Origin of the sequence: Vibrio sp. vnigr-6D03 (assembly GCF_002835515.1) — a bacterium.
Classification (GTDB): Bacteria; Pseudomonadota; Gammaproteobacteria; order Enterobacterales; family Vibrionaceae; genus Vibrio; species Vibrio penaeicida.
Genome location: NZ_PIZL01000022.1, coordinates 106359 through 131439, shown reverse-complemented (window position 1 = coordinate 131439; position 25081 = coordinate 106359). Strand labels below are relative to the sequence as shown.

The following is a 25081-nucleotide window of genomic DNA, read 5'->3' as shown; positions in this document are numbered from 1 at the left end:
GTGTGTTAACACTCTACAGTACTGAAGGATGCCATCTATGTGAGATGGCATATGGCTTATTAGGGCAGGCTGGCGTGATTGAACACGTCAAAGTCGTTGATATTGCTTTTGACGACAACCTATTTCAACGTTACGGGGTCACTATTCCGGTTGTTTCAATAGTAGGTTCAGAGCCTTCAGAACTGGGGTGGCCTTTCGATTTACAAGAATTACAACAATGGTTAGAAGAACATGGCATTAATTACCATTCATAATGGACAACTTGCGTTCGGCGATCACCCATTACTTGATCACGCAGATTTCGCGCTTCAGGAAAATGAACGCGTTTGTTTAGTAGGGCGCAATGGTGCGGGCAAATCAACACTTATGAAAGTGTTGGCGGGCGAAATTATTATGGACGACGGCAAGATGCAAGTAACGCAAGACGTTGTTGTATCCCGTTTAGAGCAAGACCCACCGCGCAATGAATCAGGCACTGTTTTCGATTATGTTTCAGAAGGTTTGGCTGGAGCAGGTGAGCAACTTAAGATCTATCAAGATCTACTCGATCTCGTTGCTGTCGATCCAAGTGAAAAGAACATAAATAAGCTCGCTACGGTACAAGAGCAACTTGAGCATTCTGGTGCTTGGCGTTTTGAAGATAGAATTAAGAATGTTTTGGGTGCGCTGAGTCTTGATGGACATACACTGCTTTCTGATTTATCTGGTGGCTGGCAACGAAAAGCCGCGCTAGCGAGAGCGCTTGTGTGTGAGCCAGATGTTTTGTTACTGGATGAGCCGACCAACCACCTAGACGTCACAACGATTGAATGGTTAGAAGGTTTCCTGAAGGACTTCCGTGGGTCCATCATTTTTATTTCGCACGACCGCGCGTTCATAAAATCTATGGCAACGCGAATTGTGGATTTGGATCGTGGTCAGTTAGCCAGTTTCCCAGGTGATTATGAAAATTACTTGGTTGAAAAAGAAGAAATGCTTCGCGTTGAAGAGATGCAAAACGCAGAATTCGATAAAAAGCTTGCTCAGGAAGAAGTTTGGATCCGTCAAGGCATTAAAGCTAGACGTACTCGTAATGAAGGACGTGTTCGAGCGTTAAAAGCGCTACGTCAAGAGAGAAGCGATCGCCGTGAAGTGCAGGGCAAAGCGAATATCCAGATTGATGAGGCATCGCGCTCAGGGAAGATCGTATTTGAAGCTAAAGGCGTCAACTTTGGCTTCGAAGGCAATACAATTGTTGATGACTTCACCTTTAATATTATGCGTGGTGACCGAATTGCGCTGATCGGTCCAAACGGATGCGGTAAAAGTACCGTGTTAAAGTTGCTTCTAGGTACGCTCGAACCGGATTCTGGCAAACTGCATTGTGGTACCAAACTCGAAGTGGCTTACTTCGATCAGTATCGCGAGATTCTAGACCCAGAAAAATCCGTCATCGATAACCTTGCTGATGGTAAGCAAGAGGTGATGGTAGGCGGTCGTCAGCGTCACGCGTTAAGCTATCTTCAAGATTTCCTTTTTGCTCCTAAGCGAGCTCGTACTCCTGTTAAAGCGTTATCTGGTGGTGAGAAGAATCGCCTTTTATTGGCGCGCATTTTCCTTCGTCCCAATAATTTATTAGTTCTCGATGAACCAACGAACGATTTGGATATCGAAACTCTGGAACTTTTGGAAGAATTACTTGCCAACTATCAGGGTACTTTGCTGTTAGTCAGTCACGATAGGGAATTTGTTGATAATACTGTCACGACCAGCTGGATTTTTGAAGGCAATGGTCAGATAGAAGAATTTGTTGGCGGCTATCATGACGCGCAGCAACAAAGATCTCAATCTCGCTCTTTAAGAGCCGCTGCAAAACCAGCTGATGTTGGTGCTCAGGTTACAGGTGAAAAACAGGTTGAGGAAAGTCCCAAAAATTCAGCAGCCCGTGCTAAGCCTAAGAAGTTATCGTATAAGCTACAGCGAGAGCTAGAGACCTTGCCGCAACGCTTAGAGGACTTAGAGCAAACGATTGAAGATTTTCAAGCACAGGTGAATGATCCGGAGTTTTTCTCAAAACCGGTAGATGCTACACAATCTGTATTGGATAAGTTGTCCGCTGCGGAACAGGAATTAGAAATTGCCTTTGAGCGCTGGGAAGAGCTTGAAGCGATGCAACAGGAATAAGAAATAACTATGAGTCGTAATAGAGTATTTAAACTTTCGGCAATAACGTCACTGATCATAGGTGCAACGTCTGCTCATGCAGCGTTATACAATATTGAAGTTGTAAGCAGTTCAGAGAATGAGAACTTTGGCTCTGCAGTCAGCGAATCCACGGGTGTGACTAACTGTTTTGCAGAAGCATGTGCAAGCAGTAGTAGTAATCCTGTTGTTGCCTCTCGTGGTCGTATTGGTGAGGCAGGTCAGTGGATCAACGATGAAATGGATTTTCTTTTTGATAACCGCTTCCGATTTGTTGATCAAAAAGGTAATCGCGACGAATATCGTAAATATTGCGATTACAATTTGCGCTACAACACATGTGAAGCTTGGGCTGACCGCTTTTTCCATGGGACAAATGGTTCTGGCGGTGCCCAGCGTGTCTTGAACTCGTTTACGTGGTCTACGCCGTTCTCAGCAGATAACAACAACACAAAAGCATTTTTAACGAGTGGTTCGTTGATTTCTGAAGTATCGGGCAATATTTCTGGTACGAATGAAATAGTAGTGAACAACTTTGATGGGACAACGGCTATAGGTAATTCAAGTAGCGGCTACCTTCATTCTGGGTCTAGCAACTACGCTCGTCAGTATAAAAGCCGAGGCTTCTATGGTTCTACCGTACTTGAACCTATCGTGACTTCTCAACCACTTGATACAATGGGTGTGACTCGCGCGTTTGATTCGTTTGAATACAATGGTAAGACGTACGTAGTTGGTTCGTCTGCGTTCTCTATTTATGGCGATGAATCAGATTGTAAGACAGTGTCTGACCCTCATACTCGATCTCAATGTCAAAACCTCCGTTTCAATAATCAAGCGGTGATGTGGGACGTTACCAACACTGCATCGGTAAGTGTTACTAAAGTTACGGATGCTTCCAGTGGCACTCAGTCAAGCCAATCAAGTGTTAGAGCAGCAACACTCGATCCTAATAACTCGAATGAACCCGTGCTTGTTGGTTACTACAACCGCAAAAATTCTTCAGATATGCTTCCTGAAGCAGCGATTTTCTTACCAACATTCGATGCGGGTGAAATTGATGGCTGGACAACGAAAGCAATCAGTGGGACGACATTAAACCCAGATGGGTACATTTACCATAGCTCTATTGCGACAGACATTAACCAAAATATGTTGGTTATAGGCTCGACCAAGCGTGGTAACTACGATTACAAACGTAGCCGTACTGATGTGCCAGTAGAAGAGGGGTCATTGAACAATCGTTTATGGCTTGCGAATGCTTCTTCTGCTAATCCAACTGCCACTTATTTGACTGGCGGGATCTTCTTCGCGGGGTCGGGTGGTGATATGCGTGCAGTGAACGACTTCAATGAAATTGTAGGTCGTATTGACGCTGAAAACGTTCGTGAAGTGGATGGTAAACTAAGACGTAAGCGTGCTTTCATTTATCCATACAATGTTGGAAGCATAGCGGGTAACCGCGGCAGTATTTTCCAAAACAAAGCTTGGTGGCTTGATGATCTGACTAACGACGGATCGGTTTCAGGTCATAACAACCAGTTTAGGATCATCGATGCAAATGACATTAACAATGCTGGCATCATTTCTGCTTCTGCAATGATGTGTGCTGGTGGCTATAAAACGACGAGCCACAATGCTTCGTGCAGTGGTACGGAAAAGCTTGTTTCTATTAAACTTACACCGATAAATGGTGCTACAGCATCGAATATTCAGCAGCGAACTGCCGATAAAGATCCTGTAGAGCGTAAAGGTGCTGGGCTAGGGATCCTCTTGTTAGGTGTCCTATCACTAATCAGTTTCCGTCGTAAATAGAAATATTGTTAATACTGGGCATGGGTTCACAAAAATGGATCCGTGCCTTTTTTGTACCTTGAGGATCGCGGCTGATTGTACAATTCTTAATAGCGGAGTCATAAAAACTCCACGCAACAGTAATAGTAGTAAGATAACGATTTACATTGTATGAGGACTGTACTATGAAGAGACAGAAGCGTGATCGCCTTGAAAGAGCTCAATCTCAGGGATATAAAGCGGGTCTGAACGGTCGATCTCAGGAGGCTTGCCCCTATCAGCAGATGGACGCGAAATCGTATTGGCTAGGCGGTTGGCGTGATGCCAGAGATGACAAGCAAGCTGGTCTCTATAAATAAATTTACCCACCCATACACATTACTCTTTACAGACCCCACATATTGGGGTCTTTTTAAATAATTCCTAATGCACTATAACTAAATATATTGGACAAAAAAATACAGTGGGTTATCCACTGTATTTGTCATTCTCAACTTCGATCTTAGAAAGAAGAAGTGTCTTGGAAAAGACCCACTTTCAAATCTTTTGCTACGTAGATTTCTTTTCCGTCTACTAGAACTCGACCGTCTGCCAAGCCCATAACCAGTCTGCGGTTTACAACACGCTTCATGTCGATTTGGTAAGTCACTTTTTTTGCTGTTGGAAGAATTTGACCTGTGAACTTCACTTCGCCAACCCCAAGAGCACGACCTTTACCTTCGCCGCCAACCCAGCCTAAGTAGAAGCCAACTAGCTGCCACATAGCATCGAGACCAAGGCAACCTGGCATAACAGGATCTCCAGGGAAGTGGCAGTCAAAGAACCAGAGATCTGGAGTAATATCTAGCTCTGCTTCAATACGTCCTTTCCCATATTCGCCTTCAGTTTCAGACATCTTTGTGATGCGATCCATCATTAGCATGTTTGGTGCAGGAAGTTGAGGACCAGTAGGACCAAACAGCTCGCCGCGGCTGGAAGCTAGAAGCTCTTCGCGATTATACGATTCACGTTTATTTTGCATTATTTATTACTCCAAAAATACGTAGGGGCATCTTAGTGAACAGGTGTACGCTAAACAAGTCGGATCAGTTATGGTCGAACCACTGTTTTATTCGATCAATCAAACGATTACCTTGTTCTGGCTTATCAAAATTTTCTAATCTTTCAATGATTTTCGCTAATATAGTGTTTTCACCGTCACCTCTGAACTCCTTACCAGTCAGTAGTGGCAAGGCTTGATCAACAGATTCAACGGTCCAAATGTGGAATTTCTTCTCTTTAACTGCTTCGACAACTTCGTCTTTTAACACGAGGTGCTTAAGGTTTGTAAGGGGTAAAATAACGCCTTGACCGCCACTCAGACCTTGATGAGCACAAACATCAAAGAAGCCTTCAATTTTTTCATTTAACCCGCCTACAGCCTGCACACGACCAAATTGGTCAACCGCACCTGTAACCGCGATTTGCTGATTTATTGGTACTTCCGCAAGTGCACTTAAGAAGGAGCACAGTTGTGCTAATGAAGCACTGTCTCCGTCTGTTTCGCAGTAGGACTGTTCAAATACGATGGATGCCGAGTATGGCAATGGCTCTTCTAGATCCAATGCTCTACTTACAAAAGCCTGCATTATCATCATACCTTTGGCATGAATATTACCAGCTAAGTCGGCTTTGCGTTCAACATCTGAAATGTCGCCATCGCCGAAGTGCATAACGCATGAAATACGTGCTGGTTCACCGTAAGATACAGGGTGACCTGCAACATCAACCACAGTTAGTCCATTGACTTGCCCAATTTGCTCGCCTTCTGTCTCAATAACTACCTGACCATCCAGAATGTCTTCAAGTGCACGTTTCGGTAGATAAGATTCGGAAAAGTACCTTGATGCCAAAGCTGCTTTAATATGTGTGCCTTCAATGATCTCGGACCCTGATTCAATCGCAGCTTCGCTGAGTAGGCTGTTGTGCCACAGTGGGCTTAGTGGAAAAAATTGTTGGTCTTCACACTCGCGTGCACCAGCTCGGAGTAGCTCTTGTATACCAGAAACATTTAAAGAAGGCAGAGAGTAGTGGGATATCAAGTATTTTACATAGCCAAGATATTTTTCAATAGATTCGTTATTAATACGGCAATCGGATTCTAATTCTGAAAACATACAGAAGTCGCTTCCCATATCAACATCCATATAATCCAAGTCGCCCATTTGTGTTCTGTCGCCTAGCACAATGAGTTTGACGTCAACAGTTCGATGTGGGGTTTCGTTCGGTAGTTGCTTGGAAGACGTTGAAAGTAAGCTGAAAGCTTCCCCCAGTAGAGCTGACTTCAACTTGAGCCAACTAGACGGGTTAGCTAAAAGCAGATTTGCAGAAACTAACAGGTAACCGCCATTGGCTTGGTGCAGTAAACCTTCGTTTAATCGAGTGACCTGTCCATTTTCAGACTCGAACGAACCAAAAATATCTCTCGGATCAATCGTTTCTGTTTTGACTACTGGTTTGTTATCCAAATCTCCTGACTGCTGTAATTCTTGAAACGAGTGGAGCATTATTTGGCGATAAATCGCGTTGTCTGGCCCATTAACTAGAAGGACGCGAGTTAAGTTGCTAAGTTTATCGAAGCGGGCTAAAGCAGAAGAGAAGCGAGGCTGCATTGTTAAGAAAGATTGTGAGTCTAATGTCTCGAACTGTTCGAACAGCGAATTATAATCTTCGTATTGAGGGGTGACGTTCTGCCAAGTTTGCTGCATTTTCTGCTTTTCATAAATTTTAAAAGAGCCAAAGTATATAAAAATTCCCCATCTTGAGATACATAAGATTGCCAATTCAAATCAATAAAGTGTGATCGTTAGAAGATTGTAATTTATAAGGAACTGGGTTACGCTGTAACACAGGTTTAAGTTAAGGACAGGTTCATGAAATATCAACAGCTTGATAACCTTGAATGTGGTTGGAAGTGGCAGTATCTCATCAAAAAATGGAAAGATGGTGAAACGATCACGAAACATCTCGATTCCAGTGAGGCAGATCAAGCCGTTGAGCAATTAAAACGCATAGAACATGAACCAACATTCGTGCTGGAATGGATCGATAGGCACATGTCTCCTGAGCTTGATAATAAGATGAAGCAGGCGATACGAGCAAAGCGAAAGCGCCACTTTAATGCAGAACAAGTTCATACCAAAAAGAAGTCCATCGATCTGGATTACCGTGTTTGGGAAAAGCTGTCTGGGCGTGCTAATGAGTTAGGCTGTACGCTATCTGATGCCATTGAATATTTGCTCAGTGAAGCATCTCGCAGTGAGAAAGCAAGCAAAACGGTAAATAGCCTAAAAGAAGACTTAAGTAAGTTATTGTCAGATTAAATCCAAGGAGATAAACATGTTGTGGCTTTTATTGGTCGCTGCCATTGCTATATTTTGGTTAATTGGCGTCGACCGCCCGAAGCTCAAGGCTGAGTTTAGAGACGGCGAGCTGGCTACATATAAAGGTCATTTTCCCGCTGGTTTTAAACATAACTGCCTTGAAATTGGTCACAAAACCCCATTTTCTGGTGTTGTTAAAGTATATTCAACACGTAATGGGGCAAGGCTCACTTTTAGCAAAAGCATACCGAGTAAAGTTCAGCAGCGAATCAGAAACGTATTCCCGCATCAGGGCTTTAAAAACGACTCGTCAAAAAAATCTGCGTAAGATTTGCAAAACTCATCACCCATGAACCAAGTCATTTTGGCTTGGTTCAAAACCTGCACCGTAATTCTGCAAAACTATAAAATACAATTAGATATAGGTCGTAAAAGCCGCTCTAATTATTAGGTCAATAGCTATATTCAGCGTTAATTTTCGTCCGATGGTAAAGGAGCGAGAATGATGAATCTGAGAATATTATTGCTAATAGGCTGCCTTATCGCACCTGCACATGCAGATGATTCGCAAACCAATAAAGTAGCCGCGAAAATAAAAGCAAAAATAGAAAGGGTAATACGGAAGTATAAGAAACCATTGCAAGGTTATTGCAACTACATGATCGAAATGGAACACAAAGGCAAATACGCCTACATCAAAAGAGTTCGACATGCAGGAGATAAAAAGATTTGCAAAGTTGGGAGCCGTGGCATTAAGAAAGGGATGCGTTTCAAATACCATGTTCCGGAAAAACTGATCAGGATCCACGTTTCAGAGTGATATGTATGTGCCTCTTCCTTCAGTATAAAATCACCAATCTAATGCACTATAACTAAATGTTAATGCCTCTATAAATCAACAAATTTCTACTTAACTAACATTGGCTATTCATCGGTGTAGTTTCTATCTAACCATTTCTTTTTCCTACAAATAGCAAAAAGGAGCCTTAAAAAAGGCTCCTTAACCCCAGCGCAGCAAGCAAAGGTATGAGGTCGAGGTAATAATGCAATCGATTACATTTGTTTGTAAATCATTATTAGTCAATCTTAGATATTGATCTCACGAAAACTTATGGGTTTCATCAAGTTACAGCTATGAGAACTTACTGTGATATGTATCACTGAAATATATGATACTAATGCAGGCATTGATAATAGATTATGATTTTCCCCACAAATAAATATATTTATAATTAATTTATAAAACAAATGTAACGTATTTACTCTAATTTTTATTTTGCTCTCCAAAAATAAGGAAATAAAATGAGAAATACACAGTGGAAACTACTTGTTGCTATAGCACTTACTTCGACAAGTTCACTCGCGGATACAGATGTTTACCTTACTAATAACTCAGATAAACCTTTAACAATACAAGTTAAGCATACGGGGTCAGATCTTCTGCAGCATGGGAATGAATGGTTTCAACATATTCAAGAGCTTAAGCCTTGGGAAACGAAATCAGTAATGAGTTTTAATCGTTGGGAAGGTGTTAAGGCTGGTCATACTTATGAGTTTGAAACCGTTGCTTCAAACCCTAACGGGGAAAGCATTCGCTTACACCAAAAAATGAATGGATATTGGTACAACTCCGCTATGACATATGGAGTTAGTTCATCTGATGTTGAGCTTTATTTGAAAGGTGATCGAAGCGTACACCGTTATCAATCTCAAGTTTTTGGTCAGCGAGAAGTCGAACTGGCTTTCAAATCTGACGCAACGGGGCGCTATGATGATCTCTACTACACAATTACGCCCAAAAAACAAAGCGAATCGCCGGATCCAACTTCAACGACGCTGAAAGTGATGACTTATAATGTTTGGGCGTTACCTGCGATTGCTTCGCACATTGGCGATCGACTCGACATCATCCCAGAGTATGTGAAAGGTTACGATGTGTTGGCACTTCAGGAAGTCTTTTCAAATGGCAGAAATGATTTTCTTAGAGCATTAGCGAAAGAGTACCCATACCAGACCAAAATGTTAGATAAAAGTGGCTTTAATATACACGATGGTGGTGTGACTATTGTTAGCCGATACCCGATTGTTAATCAGGCACAATATGTTTTCCCAGATTGCAGCGGCACAGATTGTTTTGCGGATAAGGGCGTGAATTATGCAGAGGTCATAAAGAATGGCCAGGCGTATCATGTCTTTGCGACTCATACGGCGTCATTTGACACGGATACTGCTCGCGAATATCGCCAGAAACAATTCCGACAGATGCGTGAGATGGCGCAGTCTCTGAACATCCCAACGAGTGAAACTGTGATTTACAGTGGCGATTTTAACGTTAATAAAAGGAAGTTTCCTGGTGATTATCAACAGATGATCGCAAACCTAAATGCAATTGAGCCCACTTATTCGGGTTACACGGAATCGACATTTGATCCGCGTATAAACAATTTTGCAGGCGAGGCACTTTCTGGCGGCGAAAATGTTGAGTACTTAGATTACATCATGGTAAGCGCTGAATATGCCGTGAAAAACCAAAATAGTAATCGTGTTGATGTGCCAAGAAGCACCGATGAGAGATTATGGAAGCATTATAACTTATCCGATCACTTCCCAGTTTCGGCTGTAATCAAATGATGACAAAGGTCTTGTCCTTTCTTGTGCCCGTTGTACTCGCGGGCGCGACTTACCTTAGCTTGTCTTCCGATACGGCTAACGAACGAACGGCAGGCATAGCCCCAAGCAGCACGGTTTTATCTAACGCTACCGAGCAGCAATCAAAGGTTCAAGAGATTAGAGATCAAGCCAAGATCGTGGCAGATGACCTGAAAAGCATGCCAGAGACAAAGGAGAATCGTTTCGATGATTTAAAAGGAGCGCTCTTGTATTCAGCACTGGAAAGGTTTTGGGAAAAATGCCGAGCTATTGGAGATTGCACAGGCCAATTGGACAAAGCTTTACTTAATATGGATGAGCGATGGTACCAATTGTTATCCCGTTTTCCTTCTCTCAGTGATGAGTGGAGTCTTCAACAAGCTAATATACCGTTGGAGAATGCTGGAAGCTTAAAAGAACGTGTACAACTTTTTAAAGAGGGTGCGCATCAAGTATGGGGTGATATGGCGAGTGTCATACTTTCAGATCAATTCACACTGTTGGATTTTCGTTTAGCAAGTGAAGAAATAACACACGTAGAGCCAGAAATGTTCTTTGAGGCTTATCAATCACTCATTTCACAATGGAGCACCACTGTTCAGGGCTTAAACGTATCAACAAATGCAGAACAATATGAGTATGGTCTCTCACTGATCCCAAGTCATTATAGTCATGAGAATCAGAATGTTATTAGAAAAATGTTTCGGATACATCACTTAGGAAGTGAAGAAATTCGTGAGTTAGAGGTGCGAGAAAGCCAAGTTAACGCGCAGAAAAAAGAAGTAAACGACTATCAGTTGGAACTCCGTAAGTTAAAAAGTCGATTAGCCGACCAACGAACACGAGAGAAATCGCATTTAAATGACCGCGAGTGGGAATCGTATTACCACCAGCAAGTGACCGAATTTAGACAAGAATTTTTCAGTGTTAAATAACCATATATTCAATTTAAAAAGACGATGCTCGAGCCATCGTCTTTTTTTAAATGTTTTTTCTTATCAGGACGTTTTTAGGAAACGTTGATGTGGGGTGCTAAACATCGAATGAGATCTTTCATATCCTGATCTTCTCTAACAATCGAGTAGTGGTCGCCCTTCAGCTGTTGTACGTCCATCTCGTTAAGGTAGGGAACCCAAGTTTGAGGGTTAGGGTACCAGGCCATAGGGTTCTCAATGCTTGGCTGCGCATGTAAGTAAAGAATTTTGCCTTGAATACTTAAAGGAGCTGGCACGTATCCATGGACTGCCTCTTTTGTTGTGTTTTCCATTGCCAATAATCGAGAGAAATAATCGCTGGTTAGAGCCACAGGAAAAACGCCTTTTGCTCGCCCTTTATTCACGATGTAGTTGAGTCTGTCCATTTCGTTACTAAGGTTACGCAGTTTTTGGGATGGAATATCTAATTTAAAGGCGTATTTGAAGAAAAGGTGCAGTGTTTCAACGGAGTCTTCTTGCTCTGGTTCATACATAACGCCATTGAGCGCATTACGAAGTTGATCTTTTTCGTTGTGAGCGACCTTTCCTTGCTGTAGGGCGAGCTTAAATAAATGCTCGAATTGTGCTTCTGAATTTGCGTGCTCTCTTAGTTGCTTTACAGAAACATCCACACCGTACATTTGCTCAAAAAAGGTCGCGAGCCCTTGTGCAATATCCGTATTTTCTTGCAAGTGATATCCATTAGGCAGGTCTACAAGTGCAAGCATTGCAACCTTCCTATTGGATTGTTCTAAGAGGCGAGCAATTTCTATGGAAATGGGGGCTCCGGCGCAATATCCCATAATGAAGACGTCTCCGTGAGGTTGCTGCTTCATTATTAGGTTGGCGTAACGCTGCGCGTATTCGAGTACGGAAAACGGGACGATTTCTTCGCCAGCCTCGGCACCAGGTGCGCGTAATCCATAGACATTCAGAGTATCTGGCAGTAAAGGCATCATTTTTTGATACACCTGAACATGACCATCTCCAGGGTGCACCAAGAACAGATGTTTATTGTGTTCTGAAGATTTCATCTCAATCAAAGAATTGATCTCAGAAGGAGGCAGTAAAGTTTCTGATTGAGGGCAGATTATGGCACTTTCAACAGCTACGGATAGGTTTAATAGCGTGTCGTTATGCATCAATGAGTCTGATTTTATATGGATGCCAAACTCTCTATTCACTTCTGACAACATAGACAATAGTTGCAGGGATGTCCCGCCTAAGTCTGTAAAGCTATGCTCAAGATAAATGGAGTCGCTCATCGAAAGGATATGCTGCCAAATACTAGCGACACCTAATTGAGTGACCGTTTGAGGCAATGTTTGCGGAGCCTGAATGCGTTTAGAATCCTGAGCATTTGATTGGATTGAAACCGTATCTAATTTTCCTCCTACTTTGATAGGAAAACGTTCCAGCCAAGCATAACGTTTCGGAAGCATGTAAGAGGGGAGCTGATTAGTTAGATAACGACTGATCTCGCAAGCAATGTTGTCGGCATCTTGAGGTGTTTCTGCGGTATGGTAGGCAGTTAAAGATACCGGCGTACCCTGAGCATTTCGCTCTACATCTATGTATATATCGATGTTGCGAGCTTTAAAGAGAGTGACACATGCTTCTTTTAATTGATTTGCCACTTCGTCTGTTACAACAAGCTGCCCAGCAAGCTTGATTTGATTATCCTGCCTACCCACAAAGATCAGTTCGTTTTGATCTGAAATTTCTACAATGTCACCCGTTCGATAAAAGCACTCGATGTTATCGGTGATAGGGTCTGGGATATACAGGTATCGACTTTGATTGTTTTTCTGATCTTTATAAACGTTTTGAAGGCGGTTACTGACCAGTAGCTCGCCTTTTTCACCCGCTTCACATAATTGCCAGGTATGTGTTAAATCACACTGCCTCATAACACGAACATCAACACCACGAACTGGCTTGCCTAGTGTTGTTGGCATAATTTCTGTTGATACTCCTGAATCAAATAGCACGGAGCTCATCACCCAAATACCGGCTTCAGATGGGCCATATCCATTAACCACGCGAGATACGCCAGCCTTTGCTAGACGGGGAGGGAGGTCATCACTAAAAGCTTCTCCAACCAGCATAACAGTGTTCAAAGGCTCAAAAATGCGTGAAGGATTGCCTTCGTGTGTTTTCAGTAAATGGCTGATATGCGAAGGCGTAATGGTCATGTGTGACACTTGCTGTTCTTCTATGAACTCGACAAACCCTTGATGGCAAAACATCGTTTGTTCGTCTACCAATACTAAGCATGCTCCATTGCCTAAAGAAATCGCCAGCTCGTGCACCACCGCATCAAAATTACGGCGAGCAAGTTGTATCAGGCGACTTTCAGGGCATAGGTGGAGCTCTTCGCTTGCAGAACGAGTTAGGTTGGAAAGTGGAAGCATTGGCATTGTTATCACTTTTGGCTCACCGGTTGTCCCTGAACTGCAGAATACACAAGCACTATTACGTGACCCTACAGTCACAATACTTGTTTCAGAGGCATGATCTATTTGGTGTTGGTGCTCGCTCAGTACGAACGTTTCAAACTCTTCAATATCGTGGGATAGGTGAGCATTATCTTCGTCAAGGAGGACAAGATCAGGCGAGATTTTTTGCAAACGTTTGTTATTCACCTCGATCCCAAGCTTAGGCTCAACAAAATGAATGGCAGCCCCCAGTTTTAGAATAGCCAAAAACGCAGTTGCGACTTCGACATTCACCCGAGAAAAACACACAGCGACAACTTGACCCGTGTGTCCCGCGGGCAATCGGCCAAGCGCATCACGTAAGTAGTTTGCAAGTTGATTAGCTTTACTGTCCAACTCTTGATAACTAAAAGAGTCGCCGGAAGGGTTTAAAATAGCTTGGTGGTTTGGAAACTGACGAGTAATCAGTTCGAATTGTTGTAACCATGGCAGAGCCACATGACCACTTTTGGCAGAGAGTTTTTGGTGATGAATTGAAGCATCCATATCTGAATCGGTTCCATTGATAACAGGCGAATAAAAATGCTCCTCAAAGACACCCTTGTGCTTAAATTATTTACTCTTAAGTCAGCAAGGTAAAACAGTCTTACCCCTTATGTATCAAGGGGAGAGGTAGCCAAATAAAAATTGCCCGTAACCTAACAAAACATTGTGAATTGTTTTACCGATTAATATACTCTTAACTAGAATATGGCACCAATTTTAAACAAATTTGAAACCACCATATAAGTCAATTACATCAATACCTTATATTCGATTTAATGGTAATACTATCAATGTTAATCTTGTTATTACTTGTAGAAGAGTGAGGCACGAAATTGACATAAACATAATTAAGATTCGACTGGAATCCAGTCGATGCAATACGTACATTCTTGATTCTGGAATCGACTTTTGAGACCACTTTTGTATCGTTAATATGCAAATCGAACATCAATGGTATTCATTTTGTCCGGTAGAACGCCCATTACCGTATTAAAATTCCCCGCAGCCTCCCAATAACTATTGGACTGCATTTCTTCCCAACTATCTAATGCAGAGATGAAACCAGAATATGAATCGCCACGTTTCGCTTTAATGCGATCAAATTTGTGCTGCTCGACATAATGAACAGTGATGGTCCCGACAGAGTAAATTTTGTCACCACTTCGAATCAAAGATCCTCCAGAGTGCAGAATTTTTGTGTCCGCAGCTGCACACATTGAAACGAAGCTTGTTGCTAATGCTAACGCTATGCTTTTCATACCAATACTCCAAAAAGTTTGATGGCATTATTACAAGCGAAAGGATCGAGTACAGGTACATGATTAAATAGAACAGATAGGGTGTTTAGTGAATCAGTAAAGAGAGAAACGAAATTATAAAATTAGTTGGATTATCTGAGAAAATGCTCTGTTTTCTTGTTGCAATAGGACCATCAATTACGCTGGGCATTTGAAAGTAATCCCACACTGATAACAATTGATAATAATTCTCATTACAAATCGTATTGATGCATATTAGCTTATAGAATCGTCAACGAAATTTCATAAGGTGAAATGAAGCAATATGTATCTTAAAGCGATTTTTTTAATTGTATTTCTAGTACTTAGTAGTCATAACGCGTTCGCGTATATCAATGTCCCTAAAACAGTAACGCAAGGTAAATCAGTACATATCAGTGCATCTATGCAAGTGCACGGACTTACAAGGTCTTGCAGTGTAAAGGTGACAGACAAAGGAAGTTTTACTGCTCACGTAATGCCATTCCTTTCGGAACTCGAAGTCTATTTTGGTCAAAATTTCACGTTCAATAAGCTGGGCACTAAAAATGTTGAGCTAGAATGTGACGGATGGGTATTAACAAGAAGCTCGTTTAAAGTGGTTAAGCCTAAAGTTACGCCTAAACCAGAAATAACGATTCACTACCCGCAAGGAATATACAGTGGGGATTACCATGATTTAAAAGTAACAACCAAATACGCTAAACAGTGCAAACTTTGGTACCACGAAAATATTTCTTCTCCTGAATCCTTTGGAACAACTTTCAAAAAAGACAATCTGACTTATCTCCTTCTTGTTGTACAAGCCTTTCTTTGGAGAAATGACATCAGCGATACGAACTTTGCTAAACACACGGTATTTGCTACCAATAGCATTATCAAGTGCATGAAAGAAGGAGAGTTCTGCTTTTGTCGTAAGGTACTTTCTAGGTTGATACTGATACTTATTTGTTGATTTAGAAGCGCCTTTTCGGTTTTTACCAGCGGCGAGCTTAAAAGATAAAACGATAATAAATAAAAAAACCAGAAGAGTTAGTTGGAGTATTGTCATAAACCTAGCCTGAGTAGTTGTTTTGACTCACGATTATGAAATGCGTTTATATAGAGAGAAAGAATCATTAATTTGGAATGGGATAAGGTTCAAACGAATTTGAGCTTATTGAGAAGGGGTTAAATAGACAAAAGTATCAGAGACCAACTAGCATTGATGACTAGTTAGTGTTTAGGGTAACTACTTTAGCTTAAGAGTGCAGGAGATAAAGGGTATACAACAGAGAGCATCTCCTTAACATCTTAATTCTTTTTCATAGATATGATCATGTTCTTATTTAGAATGAGGACGTTTTCAACGTCAGAATACTTCATAAATATCATTGAGCTAGATGTTTTTGATATCAAGTTCAAATCCTCAATTGAGACGACGGATTTACCTTCTTGTACCTTGACATCATATCGAGCGGTAGTTGTTTTAACGTCAATATAACGAATCTGGCTTGTGCTCTGGACAAGAAAATATGGGCAGCCGACCAACACTTACAACACGTAATAAAGACAGTTGGGTTATCGAAAAAGTAGTTCCAGATTCTTTTAATCATGCTGAACAATATATAAGTAACTAAGTGCGCATGATTTTATATGAGAACGTCATTTAAAAAAATGGGAATGTTAAGAAAAGCCCACCCAGTGCGTATTATGCATATTATGTTAAATAGATTGTGAATCTACGTAAGAACTACGCCTATTCCTTTGTCCTAACCAACCAAAACTCGAGCTATTTAACCATAATCCTATTTACCATAAAATAGCTAATAATCATTACTTTAATCAAAGATTAAGACATGATTATTAGCGTTACGATAAGCTCGTATTTCGAGACTCAGTTAATTGTCGAAATGGAGCCTGTTCCATTAAAAGACACATCTAGTTGCTTTGGCGTGCCTATGTACTCAATTCGCCCAGAGCCATTTACGTCTGCACTTAATTCTTCGGATGAGTTAATTTTCACCAACCCAGAACCATTGAGCCCTATCTTTCCTTTTTGTGATTCTAAAGTCGACGAATCGACGTTAGCTTCGCCATCTGCTGTGACATTAAAATATTCAACTTTTCCAGAAATGACGGATTTGGTTGAGCCATAACTTGCAAGCCTGAACTCTTTTGTTTCTAGTTCACTGATTCTTGCTTGTTGAGAACCGTTTAGAATGACTGCTTTAATGGATCCGTTGGTTAAGTCAAAGTTAAAGCCTTTTCTGATCGAAGCATTTCTTTTTGTATCGATCTCTAACGTGCCTTTTGAGCATTTGTATTTGAGATAACTCAGTTCTTTGTCTGTACCTTGGACAATGCCTGATGGTTGTCCTTGCGCGATCAGATTAAGTGTCGAAGGTGCATTAACGACTAGTTTTGTGTAAGTACAGTTAGGGATTTCAGCACGAACAAGATCGGTATTTGCGAATGCTTGATGGCTACTTGTTAAGGCTAACGCTATGTGACTGATATGTAACGCTTTCATTGGTATCTCCTAAGAGTATTCTACCGGACAAGTACAAGCATAAAGTATCTGGGGTTAAATCTACCTAATGACTTTACGGCTTTACGAGTACGCTTTTAAAATTTCTTGTATGTCTTTCGCTCGGATGGGTTTTGCGACAAATTTGTCCATGCCAGCTTCTAGACATTTGTCTTTATCTGTCGTCATTGCGTGAGCTGTGAGCGCAATGATTGGCAGCGTAACACCCTTTGCTCGCAATATTTTGGTTGCTGCTAGACCGTCCATTTCTGGCATGGAGATGTCCATAAATATAACGTCGAGTTTTTCTTGATTCGTTTCAACAAACTCTATGGCTTTTACACCGTTTGGTACGATGTGCACTTTATGCCCTAGATTCGATAGCATCAATTTAATGACCATTTGGTTTGCTGGGCTGTCTTCGGCGACCATTACTTCCAAATTTTTTTGTGGCACTTTGCTATGACTGTGTTTGTTATCGATGTTCTCATCAGTTTTTATGCTACCGATCGGCAGCGTGACAGTAAACGTACTTCCCTTATTGGGTGTGCTCGAAACTTTTATATCGCCGCCCAAAAGCAAAGCCAACTGTTTTGAAATGGCCAAGCCAAGACCTGTACCACCAAATTTGCGAGTGATGGAACTGTCGGCTTGAACGAATGGTTTGAACAGCTTTTCAATGGCTGTATCGTCCATACCTATGCCGGTGTCCGAGACCTTAATGACCAACGCTTGGCTGTCTTTGGTGGTTACTTCTACATTGATTTCACCAGAATCGGTGAACTTCACGGCATTCCCGACTAGGTTGAACATGATTTGGGATAGCCGGGTTGCGTCTGTGTGAATTTCTTCCGGTAAGTCATCACCTAAGTTTATCTTGAGTAAAAGGGATTTTTGATTCGCAAGCTCTTGGTAATGTTGAAGATTTCTAGTGACAATGTCACGTAAATTGACGTTATTAGTATCTAAATCGAAACTCCCCGACTCTATTTTAGATAGATCCAATACGTCACTGATAATGGCGAGCAGCAACTCTGCTGATGATTCCATCATCTTTAAAACAACGGCATTATCTTTATCGGAACATTTGGAAAGCTGGACATCGATAAGACCTAAAATGGCATTTAGAGGCGTTCTTATTTCATGGCTCATCATTGCTAGAAACTGAGATTTGGCGATGTTAGCTTTTTCTGACTCCATGCGAGCGCGTTTTAACTCTAAATATCTCTGCTTGCTTTGCGATATGTCTTTTATCGTGCCTCTGTAACCAAAAAACTCGCCTTCAAGATCGAATAAAGGTGCACCACTAATACTTAGCCATACGCCTTTTTCAAGGTCGTAACACCATTCTAGATCTCGAACCGGTGTTCGCGTTTCCATTGCCGAAATTAAATGATTGAGTGCGGCATTGCCTTGAACAAGCTCGTGGATCTTCTTGTTATGGAAATCTGTTTTTATGGCGTCGATCTTTGAGACATAAGTGAGCTGGTAATTGACGTCTGTTTCCCACAAACAATCCCCTACACTGCTAGCAAAATCTCGAAAGCGTTCTCGGTTCTGTTTTAGTTCATTGGTGCGTGTTGCAACAAGGGTTTGTAGCTTCTCTTTGTAATCTATGTCTATGACGGCGCGTTCTATTAATGGTAATAAGCGCGCGAGAATCGCTTTACAGTTTATACAAAACTGCCCTTTTTGTTTGCCAATGAACAAAATGACCGACTGGCTAGCCTCAGACTCTACGCCTGTAAGTAAAACTGATTGAATTTGATCTTTTAGTATCGAATTGAATTGGCCAAATTGCTGGAGTGATTCCGGTTGGTAGACGATGATGCTCTCACCAAAGATCGCGCGATTAAATTTGTCGTCGTTAGACCATATCTTATCTTTAAAGACCTTGTTGGTACTTAACAAGGTTTGGAAGTTGGATTCGCCTAGGTTTCTAGAGAGTACGATGGCGTCTTCAAATTTGATGTATTTTCTAAGTACACTTAATAGCCCATTGAAGATTTGGTGCTTATTGCTTGCACCAGTCATTGAAGAGAGTGATGCGAGGATAGCTCTGTTCTCATCAAGCAACTTTTGTTCTTTTTCTTTGCTTTTTTGGAGTTCAAAAAGAGCTTCCTGCAGTTGCTCTTTATCAAATGCGTTCATTAGGCTCTCTTGTTTTCATGGAATACAACCGAAGAAATCATTAAATTTCCGTGAGCATTAATGTCGTTTTCAAATCGACCCTGCTCGCCATAGGTGAATGGACATATAAATGGTTGTTTATTCAAAGCTAAGTGTACTTGTTCGCAAACCGTGTCCATGGCGCTTTCTATGTGCAGCATAGAACCGGCACAGAATATGTTTATTGCGCCAAGTGGCTCCCCCATGTCAATGCATGAGTCGCCCGTAAGCTGGATGACACGCCCCGGTCTGTTTATTAAACGTTCTTTAGAACCTGTCATCAAATGAATGCGCTCGCCTTGTGCTATTTCTGTAAACAGCTCGATACCTTCGCCATTTGCAGACCGTTTAACAGGGTGCGAGAGTTTGTAGATAGGTTGGTAGTCTACGCTTCCAACAATTCTACCTAATGGGTAGAGGTTTGTTGTAGCAAACAGGCTTGTTTCATCAACAATATGGCTGCCAAGTGTTGAGCACCAACTTTGGTAAATATCCAATGCTGGTTGGTCGTCAATTTCAAGAATAGAGCGGTGTTCTACTTTTGTCACCTCGCCGCTAATACCTGTTGTGGAGTAACCGGTATGAAACCCAGTCTCACAGGGCGAAGAGGGGTAAAGGACCGAAATGGATACGCCTTGATGAGAGGTGCCCTGGGATGTGAATATTTGCCAATTCCCTTTAAGTGCGTTGTCTGCTGCACTTCCTCCAATTAAAGGCACCAGAGTGCCAAACTCTTGATAAATCGCATCTATAACTGATTCTTCAAAGCCTGGTGTAGCGTGCAGGATTATTAAGTTAGGCAGCTCACCCACTCTGCCACTGCTTTCAATAGCTTTTCTCAGTGTGGCTTGTGTGCTACTTACCGCGTTTTCGACGGTAGTATCGGCAATAGCTGTGCCATAAGCTGAGATAGAAGCGCTGTCTTCAATCAGCATGAGGCCGACTACGGGACCTCGATGGAACCCTTGTTCAGTAAGAATCCCTTTACAAGAAGTACAACCTTGAATAGGTGTGTTTGGGAATCGTGCCGATAACTCGACTCGCAATGTTTCGGCTGAATACTCTTCAGTGAAATAACAAAGCGCCAGAGACGGATTGAGACCTGGCGGGATTTGTGAATTCAAATCTTGAATCGCTTCTGATACATCTTCTTGGTGGGAAAAAGCGGTAATCAACTTCATTTTTTGGAGTATGAAACAAGTGACTAGTTTTAAGTTGTTTTATACATTAATAAATCAGTCACCGCATCTATTTATTACCATTTACTCAATAAAGTGTGCCCCCTATTTTTCTTTGTGAATGACCTTCACATAATCCCCATTTTGCTTATTTGTAATTAAAATGTGATCGTATTTCTCGTGTTCGTTAAATAACCAATTTTTCGTATTTATATCCGGATTAATAATAGTGTTATTAATGGAGACGCGAAACTGTTCAGAGTCGCCTACAATATAGTTGTTGTGTTCGGTAAAGTGTATTTCGAACGCCTGATTGTTTAATGAAAAGTGACAGGTCTTAACCATACATTTAACAATGTTACCTTGATCTTGATCAAGTGTGCGCCAGGTAAATGCCGCTATTAAAATCAATAACATGACAACAATTTGGGCAATTCGGGCTGGCGTTAATTTTTGCGCAGGCATTGAAGATTTCCTCTATGTAACAAACTTCAAATTTTTAACAATTAGTTGAATGACCGGAGTGTAAGTGAGGTTAATTTCCTGTCATTGAATTGTTAGTTCCAGTATAGTGGCACATTGAAAATGCCGCTTTTTATTAAAATCGTTAAAAGGAATTAACAGTATGAAAAAACGACAATTCCTCGACCGATTTGGTGGCATTACGACATATGTCGTGTTGGAAGTAAAAGTGTAGTTAATTAAAAAAATTTGGAAGCATGCAAATGAGCCAAGAAAAGCAGCTAGAACAAAACTACAACTATACAGTCGTGCGTCAGTTTACCTTAGTTACCATACTTTGGGGAATTGTCGGAATGGCTGTTGGTGTTTTGATTGCCGCTCAATTAGTCTGGCCACAGCTAAACTTTGATACGCCGTGGTTGACGTACAGTCGCTTACGTCCCCTGCATACTAATGCGGTTATTTTTGCGTTTGGTACCAGTGCACTGTTTGCAACGTCTTATTACGTTGTGCAGCGTACGTGTCAAACTCGTTTATTTGGTGGTCCTCTTGTCGCCTTCACCTTTTGGGGATGGCAGGCAATTATTTTAGCCGCTGCTATTACCTTACCTTTGGGTTACACCTCTGGTAAAGAATATGCAGAGCTAGAATGGCCTATCGACATCGCAATTGCCCTAGTTTGGGTTGCTTATGCGGTGGTCTTCTTCGGTACGCTTATAAAGCGAAAGACCTCTCACATTTATGTGGCGAACTGGTTCTTCGGTGCCTTTATCATTACCGTTGCAGTTCTTCACATTGTAAATAGTATGGTTATCCCAGTTTCCATGGGTAAATCTTATTCTATTTACTCCGGTGCCGTCGATGCCATGGTTCAATGGTGGTACGGTCACAACGCGGTAGGGTTCCTTCTTACTGCTGGCTTCTTGGGAATGATGTATTACTTTGTTCCTAAACAAGCTGAGAGACCAGTTTATTCATACCGTTTATCTATCGTTCACTTCTGGGCGTTAGTTTCCCTCTATATCTGGGCTGGTCCTCACCACTTGCACTACACTGCCCTACCTGACTGGACTCAGTCTTTAGGTATGGTGATGTCTTTGGTTTTGTTTGCTCCATCATGGGGTGGCATGATCAACGGTATCATGACGCTTTCTGGTGCATGGCATAAACTCCGTCATGACCCTATTCTTCGATTCTTGATCGTTTCATTGTCTTTCTACGGCATGTCAACGTTCGAAGGACCGATGATGTCAATCAAAACGGTTAATGCGTTGTCGCACTACACCGATTGGACAATCGGTCACGTACACTCCGGTGCATTAGGTTGGGTTGCAATGGTATCTATTGGTTCCGTTTATCACCTAATACCTAAACTGTTCGGTCAAGAGCGCATGTACTCTGTTAGCTTGATCAACACGCATTTCTGGTTGGCAACAATTGGTACGGTTCTCTATATCGTAGCGATGTGGATTTCTGGTGTTATGCAAGGTCTGATGTGGCGTGCAGTTAACTCAGACGGTACGTTGACTTACAGCTTCGTTGAATCTGTAGAGCAGTCTTACCCGTTCTACTTTGTTCGTTTCCTTGGTGGTTTCATCTTCTTGGCTGGTATGTTCCTAATGGCATACAACGCTTATAAGACAATCACTGCCCCTAAAGACAGCTTAAAAGCTGTTGCTCAACCGGCATAAGGAGATTGACTAATGAGTTCGAATTCAAATAACCGTCATGAAATTGTAGAGAAGAACGTAGGTCTTCTTGCCATTTTGATCGTATTTGCAATCAGCCTTGGGGCTTTGGTGGAAATTACACCGTTGATTTTCCAAGACCAGACGACTAAGCCAGTTCAAAACTTGCGCCCATACACAGCGCTGGAAATGGAAGGTCGTGATATCTACATCCGAGAAGGCTGTAATGTATGTCACAGCCAGATGATTCGTCCTTTCCGTGCAGAAACGGAGCGTTACGGTCACTACTCTGTCGCCGGTGAAAGTGTTTGGGAGCACCCATTCCTTTGGGGTTCAAAACGTACAGGACCAGATTTGGCTCGTGTCGGTGGTCGTTACTCCGATGAGTGGCATCGCGTTCACTTAATTGATCCGCGAGAGCTTGTTCCTGAGTCCAACATGCCTGGCTTCCCTTGGTTGGAAGAAAATGTTTTAGACGGCAAGCTGACTCAGAAGAAACTGACCATTTTCCGCGATCAATTTGGCGTTCCTTACACGGATGATCAGATCGCAAATGCAAAACAAGAAGTAGAAGGTAAAACAGAGATGGATGCCATCATTGCTTACCTTCAATCTCTTGGTCACGCAATGAAGTAAGGGGGATATATGGATATCGGTACTATTCATAGTATATGGACCATAGTGTTGTTCGTTAGCTTTCTTGGTGTCGTGTGGTGGGCTTACGGGAAAAGCCGTAAAGCACGCTTCGACGAGGCCGCTAATCTAGTATTCGCTGACGAGCAAGAGCCCTCTGAAGAGAAAGAAGGAGTGACCAAATAATGAGTACTTTTTGGAGTCTCTGGGTAATTATCATTACCGTAGGCACGTTGCTAGGCTGTGCTGCCCTTCTTTACTGGTGTGTTAAAGATAAGATGGGTGTAGAAGAAGGTGTGGACATGGGACACGAATACGATGGTATTCGTGAACTGAATAACCCTCTTCCAAAGTGGTGGACATATTTGTTTATTAGTACCTTTGTATTTGCTGCGATTTACTTGGCGTTGTTTCCAGGTTTGGGTAGCTTCAAAGGACTATTGGGGTGGCAAAGCTCCGATCAAACGGTGACCACTGTTCAGCAGTCTCGTGAGCGAATTGCTAAAGCGCAAGAAGAAAAGCGCTTGGATCAATATGCTAAAGAACTGGACGATGCAGACGCTTATTTTGGCGAAGCATTCCGTAAGCTTGCATACAATGAAGCGGGTGAACTCAGCGACATTACTGAAATCGCTAAAAATGAAGAAGCGATTAAAGTTGGTCAGCGTTTGTTTTTACAAAACTGTTCGCAATGTCATGGTTCTGATGCCCGTGGTCTAAAAGGCTTTCCTAACCTTACGGATAACGCTTGGTTATATGGCGGTGAGCCTGTTGCCATCGTAAATACGGTTATGAATGGTCGTATTGGTGCTATGCCTGCATGGGGCGAATCTTTTGGCGAGCAAGGCGTACGTGAGGTGGTAACTTATACGTTGAGTCTTTCTGGTCGTAAAGTTAACGCACGTGAAGCGGCGGCAGGTAAAGCTCGCTTTGCTGCATGTGCTGCCTGCCATGGTACAGACGGTAAAGGAAACCCTGCGTTTGGTGCGCCAGACCTAACAGACCAAGTTTGGCTGTTTGGTGAAACGCGTGCCGACATCACAGAGACGGTTATGTACGGTCGTCAAGGTGTGATGCCTGCATGGAAAGACATTCTAGGTGAAGATAAGGTTCAACTTGTTTCCGCTTACGTTTGGAGCTTGAGTAACTCAGGCAAATAGTACAATTCTATACAGCCCCTACCCAAGGGGCTGTCTTTTCTATAAGTTAATTCTAAATTCCGTTATTGAGAACTTTTCTATGGTACAGCCTTGGTATAAACAATTTTGGCCGTGGTTTCTGATCGCGCTTCCAGCTACCGTCGTTGTGGCAAGTTTCGTCACGCTTGGTATTTTTTCAAAAAACTCCGTTTCGCTGGTTGCCGAGGATTACTATAAAAAAGGCAAAGGCATCAATATTGATATCTCAAAGCAGAACGCTGCTCGGGATCTCAGCTTATCGGCTAATGTCTCTACCAGTTCCAATCGTATTGTTATCGATTTTGATAAAGGCGAGCTTGAGCACTTCCCTGCTTTGGTGGTGACATTTTCGCACCGAACGCTCGCAGACCGAGACTTTTCTCAAACATTATCGGCTAATGCCTTAGGCCAGTATGCAATCAATTTAGACAACGAGATTGAAGGCCCTTGGTTTGTTGAAGTAGAACCACACAATAAAGAGTGGCTAATTCAAGGTAAAGTGACCTTCCCATCACAATCACCGACGCAATTGGGTAATTAAATT

The 25081-nt window shown here is 42.1% G+C and carries 23 protein-coding genes; 15 read left to right on the top strand and 8 right to left on the bottom strand.

What is annotated here, in order from left to right; genetic code table 11:
* Positions 1 to 2 precede the first annotated feature (2 nt).
* From CW749_RS19135 to rmf, 4 genes are all read left to right on the top strand, one after another.
* Positions 3 to 254, top strand: coding sequence for a glutaredoxin family protein (locus tag CW749_RS19135; RefSeq protein WP_101113871.1), 252 nt, complete (start codon positions 3 to 5; stop codon positions 252 to 254).
* On the top strand, positions 232 to 2163 hold the full coding sequence (locus tag CW749_RS19130; RefSeq protein ID WP_101113870.1) for an ABC transporter ATP-binding protein: 1932 nt from the start codon (positions 232 to 234) through the stop codon (positions 2161 to 2163). The genes CW749_RS19135 and CW749_RS19130 overlap by 23 nt, the downstream gene beginning before the upstream one ends.
* A 9-nt stretch (positions 2164 to 2172) precedes the next feature.
* On the top strand, positions 2173 to 3996 hold the full coding sequence (locus CW749_RS19125; protein ID WP_101113869.1) for a DUF3466 family protein: 1824 nt from the start codon (positions 2173 to 2175) through the stop codon (positions 3994 to 3996).
* A gap of 164 nt (positions 3997 to 4160) precedes the next feature.
* Complete coding sequence (gene rmf, locus CW749_RS19120) at positions 4161 to 4334, top strand: ribosome modulation factor (RefSeq protein ID WP_004409177.1); 174 nt, start codon at positions 4161 to 4163, stop codon at positions 4332 to 4334.
* 143 nt (positions 4335 to 4477) lie between these two features.
* Here rmf and fabA read toward each other — a convergent pair whose 3' ends face one another.
* Both fabA and CW749_RS19110 read right to left on the bottom strand, forming a co-directional pair.
* Positions 4478 to 4996, bottom strand: a complete 519-nt coding sequence (gene fabA, locus CW749_RS19115) for a bifunctional 3-hydroxydecanoyl-ACP dehydratase/trans-2-decenoyl-ACP isomerase (RefSeq protein ID WP_101113868.1) — start codon at positions 4994 to 4996, stop codon at positions 4478 to 4480.
* Positions 4997 to 5060: 64 nt separating this feature from the next.
* Positions 5061 to 6722, bottom strand: coding sequence for a Lon protease family protein (locus CW749_RS19110; protein WP_101113867.1), 1662 nt, complete (start codon positions 6720 to 6722; stop codon positions 5061 to 5063).
* 165 nt (positions 6723 to 6887) lie between these two features.
* Here CW749_RS19110 and matP point away from each other — a divergent pair, with 165 nt between their 5' ends.
* The 5 genes from matP to CW749_RS19085 all read left to right on the top strand — a co-directional run bounded on the left by matP (position 6888) and on the right by CW749_RS19085 (position 10921).
* Entirely contained in the window at positions 6888 to 7337 is a 450-nt protein-coding gene (matP, locus tag CW749_RS19105) for a macrodomain Ter protein MatP (RefSeq protein ID WP_101113866.1), read from the top strand.
* A 16-nt stretch (positions 7338 to 7353) separates the two neighbouring features.
* Positions 7354 to 7665: a DUF3634 family protein gene (locus CW749_RS19100; protein ID WP_101113865.1), complete on the top strand. Its 312-nt coding sequence runs from the start codon at positions 7354 to 7356 to the stop codon at positions 7663 to 7665.
* 174 nt (positions 7666 to 7839) lie between these two features.
* Positions 7840 to 8157, top strand: coding sequence for a hypothetical protein (locus CW749_RS19095; RefSeq protein ID WP_101113864.1), 318 nt, complete (start codon positions 7840 to 7842; stop codon positions 8155 to 8157).
* 482 nt (positions 8158 to 8639) lie between these two features.
* Positions 8640 to 9968 carry a sphingomyelin phosphodiesterase gene (locus tag CW749_RS19090; protein WP_101113863.1) on the top strand — a complete coding sequence of 443 codons (1329 nt, stop codon included), beginning with the start codon at positions 8640 to 8642 and terminating at the stop codon, positions 9966 to 9968.
* A complete protein-coding gene (locus tag CW749_RS19085; RefSeq protein ID WP_101113862.1) occupies positions 9965 to 10921 on the top strand; it encodes a chromosome partitioning protein ParA in 957 nt (318 codons plus the stop codon). Before CW749_RS19090 ends, CW749_RS19085 begins: the two co-directional genes overlap by 4 nt.
* A 74-nt stretch (positions 10922 to 10995) precedes the next feature.
* Here CW749_RS19085 and CW749_RS19080 read toward each other — a convergent pair whose 3' ends face one another.
* Together CW749_RS19080 and CW749_RS19075 are read right to left on the bottom strand one after the other, a co-directional pair.
* Entirely contained in the window at positions 10996 to 13944 is a 2949-nt protein-coding gene (locus CW749_RS19080; protein ID WP_101113861.1) for an AMP-binding protein, read from the bottom strand.
* Positions 13945 to 14372: 428 nt separating this feature from the next.
* Complete coding sequence (locus tag CW749_RS19075) at positions 14373 to 14702, bottom strand: hypothetical protein (RefSeq protein WP_101113860.1); 330 nt, start codon at positions 14700 to 14702, stop codon at positions 14373 to 14375.
* A 304-nt stretch (positions 14703 to 15006) separates the two neighbouring features.
* Here CW749_RS19075 and CW749_RS28435 point away from each other — a divergent pair, with 304 nt between their 5' ends.
* A complete protein-coding gene (locus tag CW749_RS28435; protein WP_237322502.1) occupies positions 15007 to 15675 on the top strand; it encodes a hypothetical protein in 669 nt (222 codons plus the stop codon).
* Between the two features lie 921 nt (positions 15676 to 16596).
* Here the strand turns inward: CW749_RS28435 and CW749_RS19065 are convergent.
* From CW749_RS19065 to CW749_RS19050, 4 genes are all read right to left on the bottom strand, one after another.
* The gene (locus CW749_RS19065) at positions 16597 to 17232 is read right to left on the bottom strand and encodes a DUF2807 domain-containing protein (protein WP_101113858.1); all 636 of its coding nucleotides are present in this window, start codon (positions 17230 to 17232) and stop codon (positions 16597 to 16599) included.
* Between the two features lie 81 nt (positions 17233 to 17313).
* Positions 17314 to 19380: a PAS domain-containing hybrid sensor histidine kinase/response regulator gene (locus CW749_RS19060; RefSeq protein ID WP_101113857.1), complete on the bottom strand. Its 2067-nt coding sequence runs from the start codon at positions 19378 to 19380 to the stop codon at positions 17314 to 17316.
* On the bottom strand, positions 19380 to 20579 hold the full coding sequence (locus tag CW749_RS19055; protein ID WP_101113856.1) for an FIST N-terminal domain-containing protein: 1200 nt from the start codon (positions 20577 to 20579) through the stop codon (positions 19380 to 19382). The genes CW749_RS19060 and CW749_RS19055 overlap by 1 nt, the downstream gene beginning before the upstream one ends.
* A 102-nt stretch (positions 20580 to 20681) precedes the next feature.
* A complete protein-coding gene (locus CW749_RS19050) occupies positions 20682 to 21041 on the bottom strand; it encodes a hypothetical protein (protein WP_101113855.1) in 360 nt (119 codons plus the stop codon).
* A gap of 260 nt (positions 21042 to 21301) precedes the next feature.
* Between CW749_RS19050 and ccoN the strand changes: the two genes are divergently transcribed.
* The 5 genes from ccoN to CW749_RS19025 all read left to right on the top strand — a co-directional run bounded on the left by ccoN (position 21302) and on the right by CW749_RS19025 (position 25078).
* Positions 21302 to 22729 (top strand): cytochrome-c oxidase, cbb3-type subunit I, encoded by a 1428-nt coding sequence (gene ccoN / locus CW749_RS19045; protein WP_167404747.1) that lies wholly within the window; start codon positions 21302 to 21304, stop codon positions 22727 to 22729.
* A gap of 12 nt (positions 22730 to 22741) precedes the next feature.
* Positions 22742 to 23362 carry a cytochrome-c oxidase, cbb3-type subunit II gene (ccoO, locus tag CW749_RS19040; RefSeq protein ID WP_101113853.1) on the top strand — a complete coding sequence of 207 codons (621 nt, stop codon included), beginning with the start codon at positions 22742 to 22744 and terminating at the stop codon, positions 23360 to 23362.
* Between the two features lie 9 nt (positions 23363 to 23371).
* Entirely contained in the window at positions 23372 to 23545 is a 174-nt protein-coding gene (locus CW749_RS19035; protein ID WP_101113852.1) for a cbb3-type cytochrome oxidase subunit 3, read from the top strand.
* A complete protein-coding gene (gene ccoP, locus CW749_RS19030; RefSeq protein ID WP_101113851.1) occupies positions 23545 to 24519 on the top strand; it encodes a cytochrome-c oxidase, cbb3-type subunit III in 975 nt (324 codons plus the stop codon). Before CW749_RS19035 ends, ccoP begins: the two co-directional genes overlap by 1 nt.
* A gap of 79 nt (positions 24520 to 24598) precedes the next feature.
* Complete coding sequence (locus CW749_RS19025) at positions 24599 to 25078, top strand: FixH family protein (protein ID WP_101113850.1); 480 nt, start codon at positions 24599 to 24601, stop codon at positions 25076 to 25078.
* Positions 25079 to 25081: the final 3 nt, after the last annotated feature.

Bases quoted from the DNA above. Each gene is read 5' to 3' on its own strand.
- CW749_RS19065 (WP_101113858.1), bottom strand. From the start codon at position 17,232: ATGAAAGCGTTACATATCAGTCACATAGCGTTAGCCTTAACAAGTAGC.
- ccoN (WP_167404747.1), top strand. From the start codon at position 21,302: ATGAGCCAAGAAAAGCAGCTAGAACAAAACTACAACTATACAGTCGTG.
- CW749_RS19125 (WP_101113869.1), top strand. From the start codon at position 2,173: ATGAGTCGTAATAGAGTATTTAAACTTTCGGCAATAACGTCACTGATC.
- CW749_RS28435 (WP_237322502.1), top strand. From the start codon at position 15,007: ATGTATCTTAAAGCGATTTTTTTAATTGTATTTCTAGTACTTAGTAGT.
- CW749_RS19050 (WP_101113855.1), bottom strand. From the start codon at position 21,041: ATGCCTGCGCAAAAATTAACGCCAGCCCGAATTGCCCAAATTGTTGTC.
- CW749_RS19080 (WP_101113861.1), bottom strand. From the start codon at position 13,944: ATGGATGCTTCAATTCATCACCAAAAACTCTCTGCCAAAAGTGGTCAT.
- CW749_RS19110 (WP_101113867.1), bottom strand. From the start codon at position 6,722: ATGCAGCAAACTTGGCAGAACGTCACCCCTCAATACGAAGATTATAAT.
- CW749_RS19060 (WP_101113857.1), bottom strand. From the start codon at position 19,380: ATGAACGCATTTGATAAAGAGCAACTGCAGGAAGCTCTTTTTGAACTC.
- CW749_RS19075 (WP_101113860.1), bottom strand. From the start codon at position 14,702: ATGAAAAGCATAGCGTTAGCATTAGCAACAAGCTTCGTTTCAATGTGT.
- matP (WP_101113866.1), top strand. From the start codon at position 6,888: ATGAAATATCAACAGCTTGATAACCTTGAATGTGGTTGGAAGTGGCAG.
- CW749_RS19100 (WP_101113865.1), top strand. From the start codon at position 7,354: ATGTTGTGGCTTTTATTGGTCGCTGCCATTGCTATATTTTGGTTAATT.
- rmf (WP_004409177.1), top strand. From the start codon at position 4,161: ATGAAGAGACAGAAGCGTGATCGCCTTGAAAGAGCTCAATCTCAGGGA.
- CW749_RS19130 (WP_101113870.1), top strand. From the start codon at position 232: ATGGCATTAATTACCATTCATAATGGACAACTTGCGTTCGGCGATCAC.
- fabA (WP_101113868.1), bottom strand. From the start codon at position 4,996: ATGCAAAATAAACGTGAATCGTATAATCGCGAAGAGCTTCTAGCTTCC.
- CW749_RS19090 (WP_101113863.1), top strand. From the start codon at position 8,640: ATGAGAAATACACAGTGGAAACTACTTGTTGCTATAGCACTTACTTCG.
- CW749_RS19055 (WP_101113856.1), bottom strand. From the start codon at position 20,579: ATGAAGTTGATTACCGCTTTTTCCCACCAAGAAGATGTATCAGAAGCG.
- ccoP (WP_101113851.1), top strand. From the start codon at position 23,545: ATGAGTACTTTTTGGAGTCTCTGGGTAATTATCATTACCGTAGGCACG.
- CW749_RS19085 (WP_101113862.1), top strand. From the start codon at position 9,965: ATGATGACAAAGGTCTTGTCCTTTCTTGTGCCCGTTGTACTCGCGGGC.
- CW749_RS19025 (WP_101113850.1), top strand. From the start codon at position 24,599: ATGGTACAGCCTTGGTATAAACAATTTTGGCCGTGGTTTCTGATCGCG.
- CW749_RS19035 (WP_101113852.1), top strand. From the start codon at position 23,372: ATGGATATCGGTACTATTCATAGTATATGGACCATAGTGTTGTTCGTT.
- CW749_RS19095 (WP_101113864.1), top strand. From the start codon at position 7,840: ATGATGAATCTGAGAATATTATTGCTAATAGGCTGCCTTATCGCACCT.
- ccoO (WP_101113853.1), top strand. From the start codon at position 22,742: ATGAGTTCGAATTCAAATAACCGTCATGAAATTGTAGAGAAGAACGTA.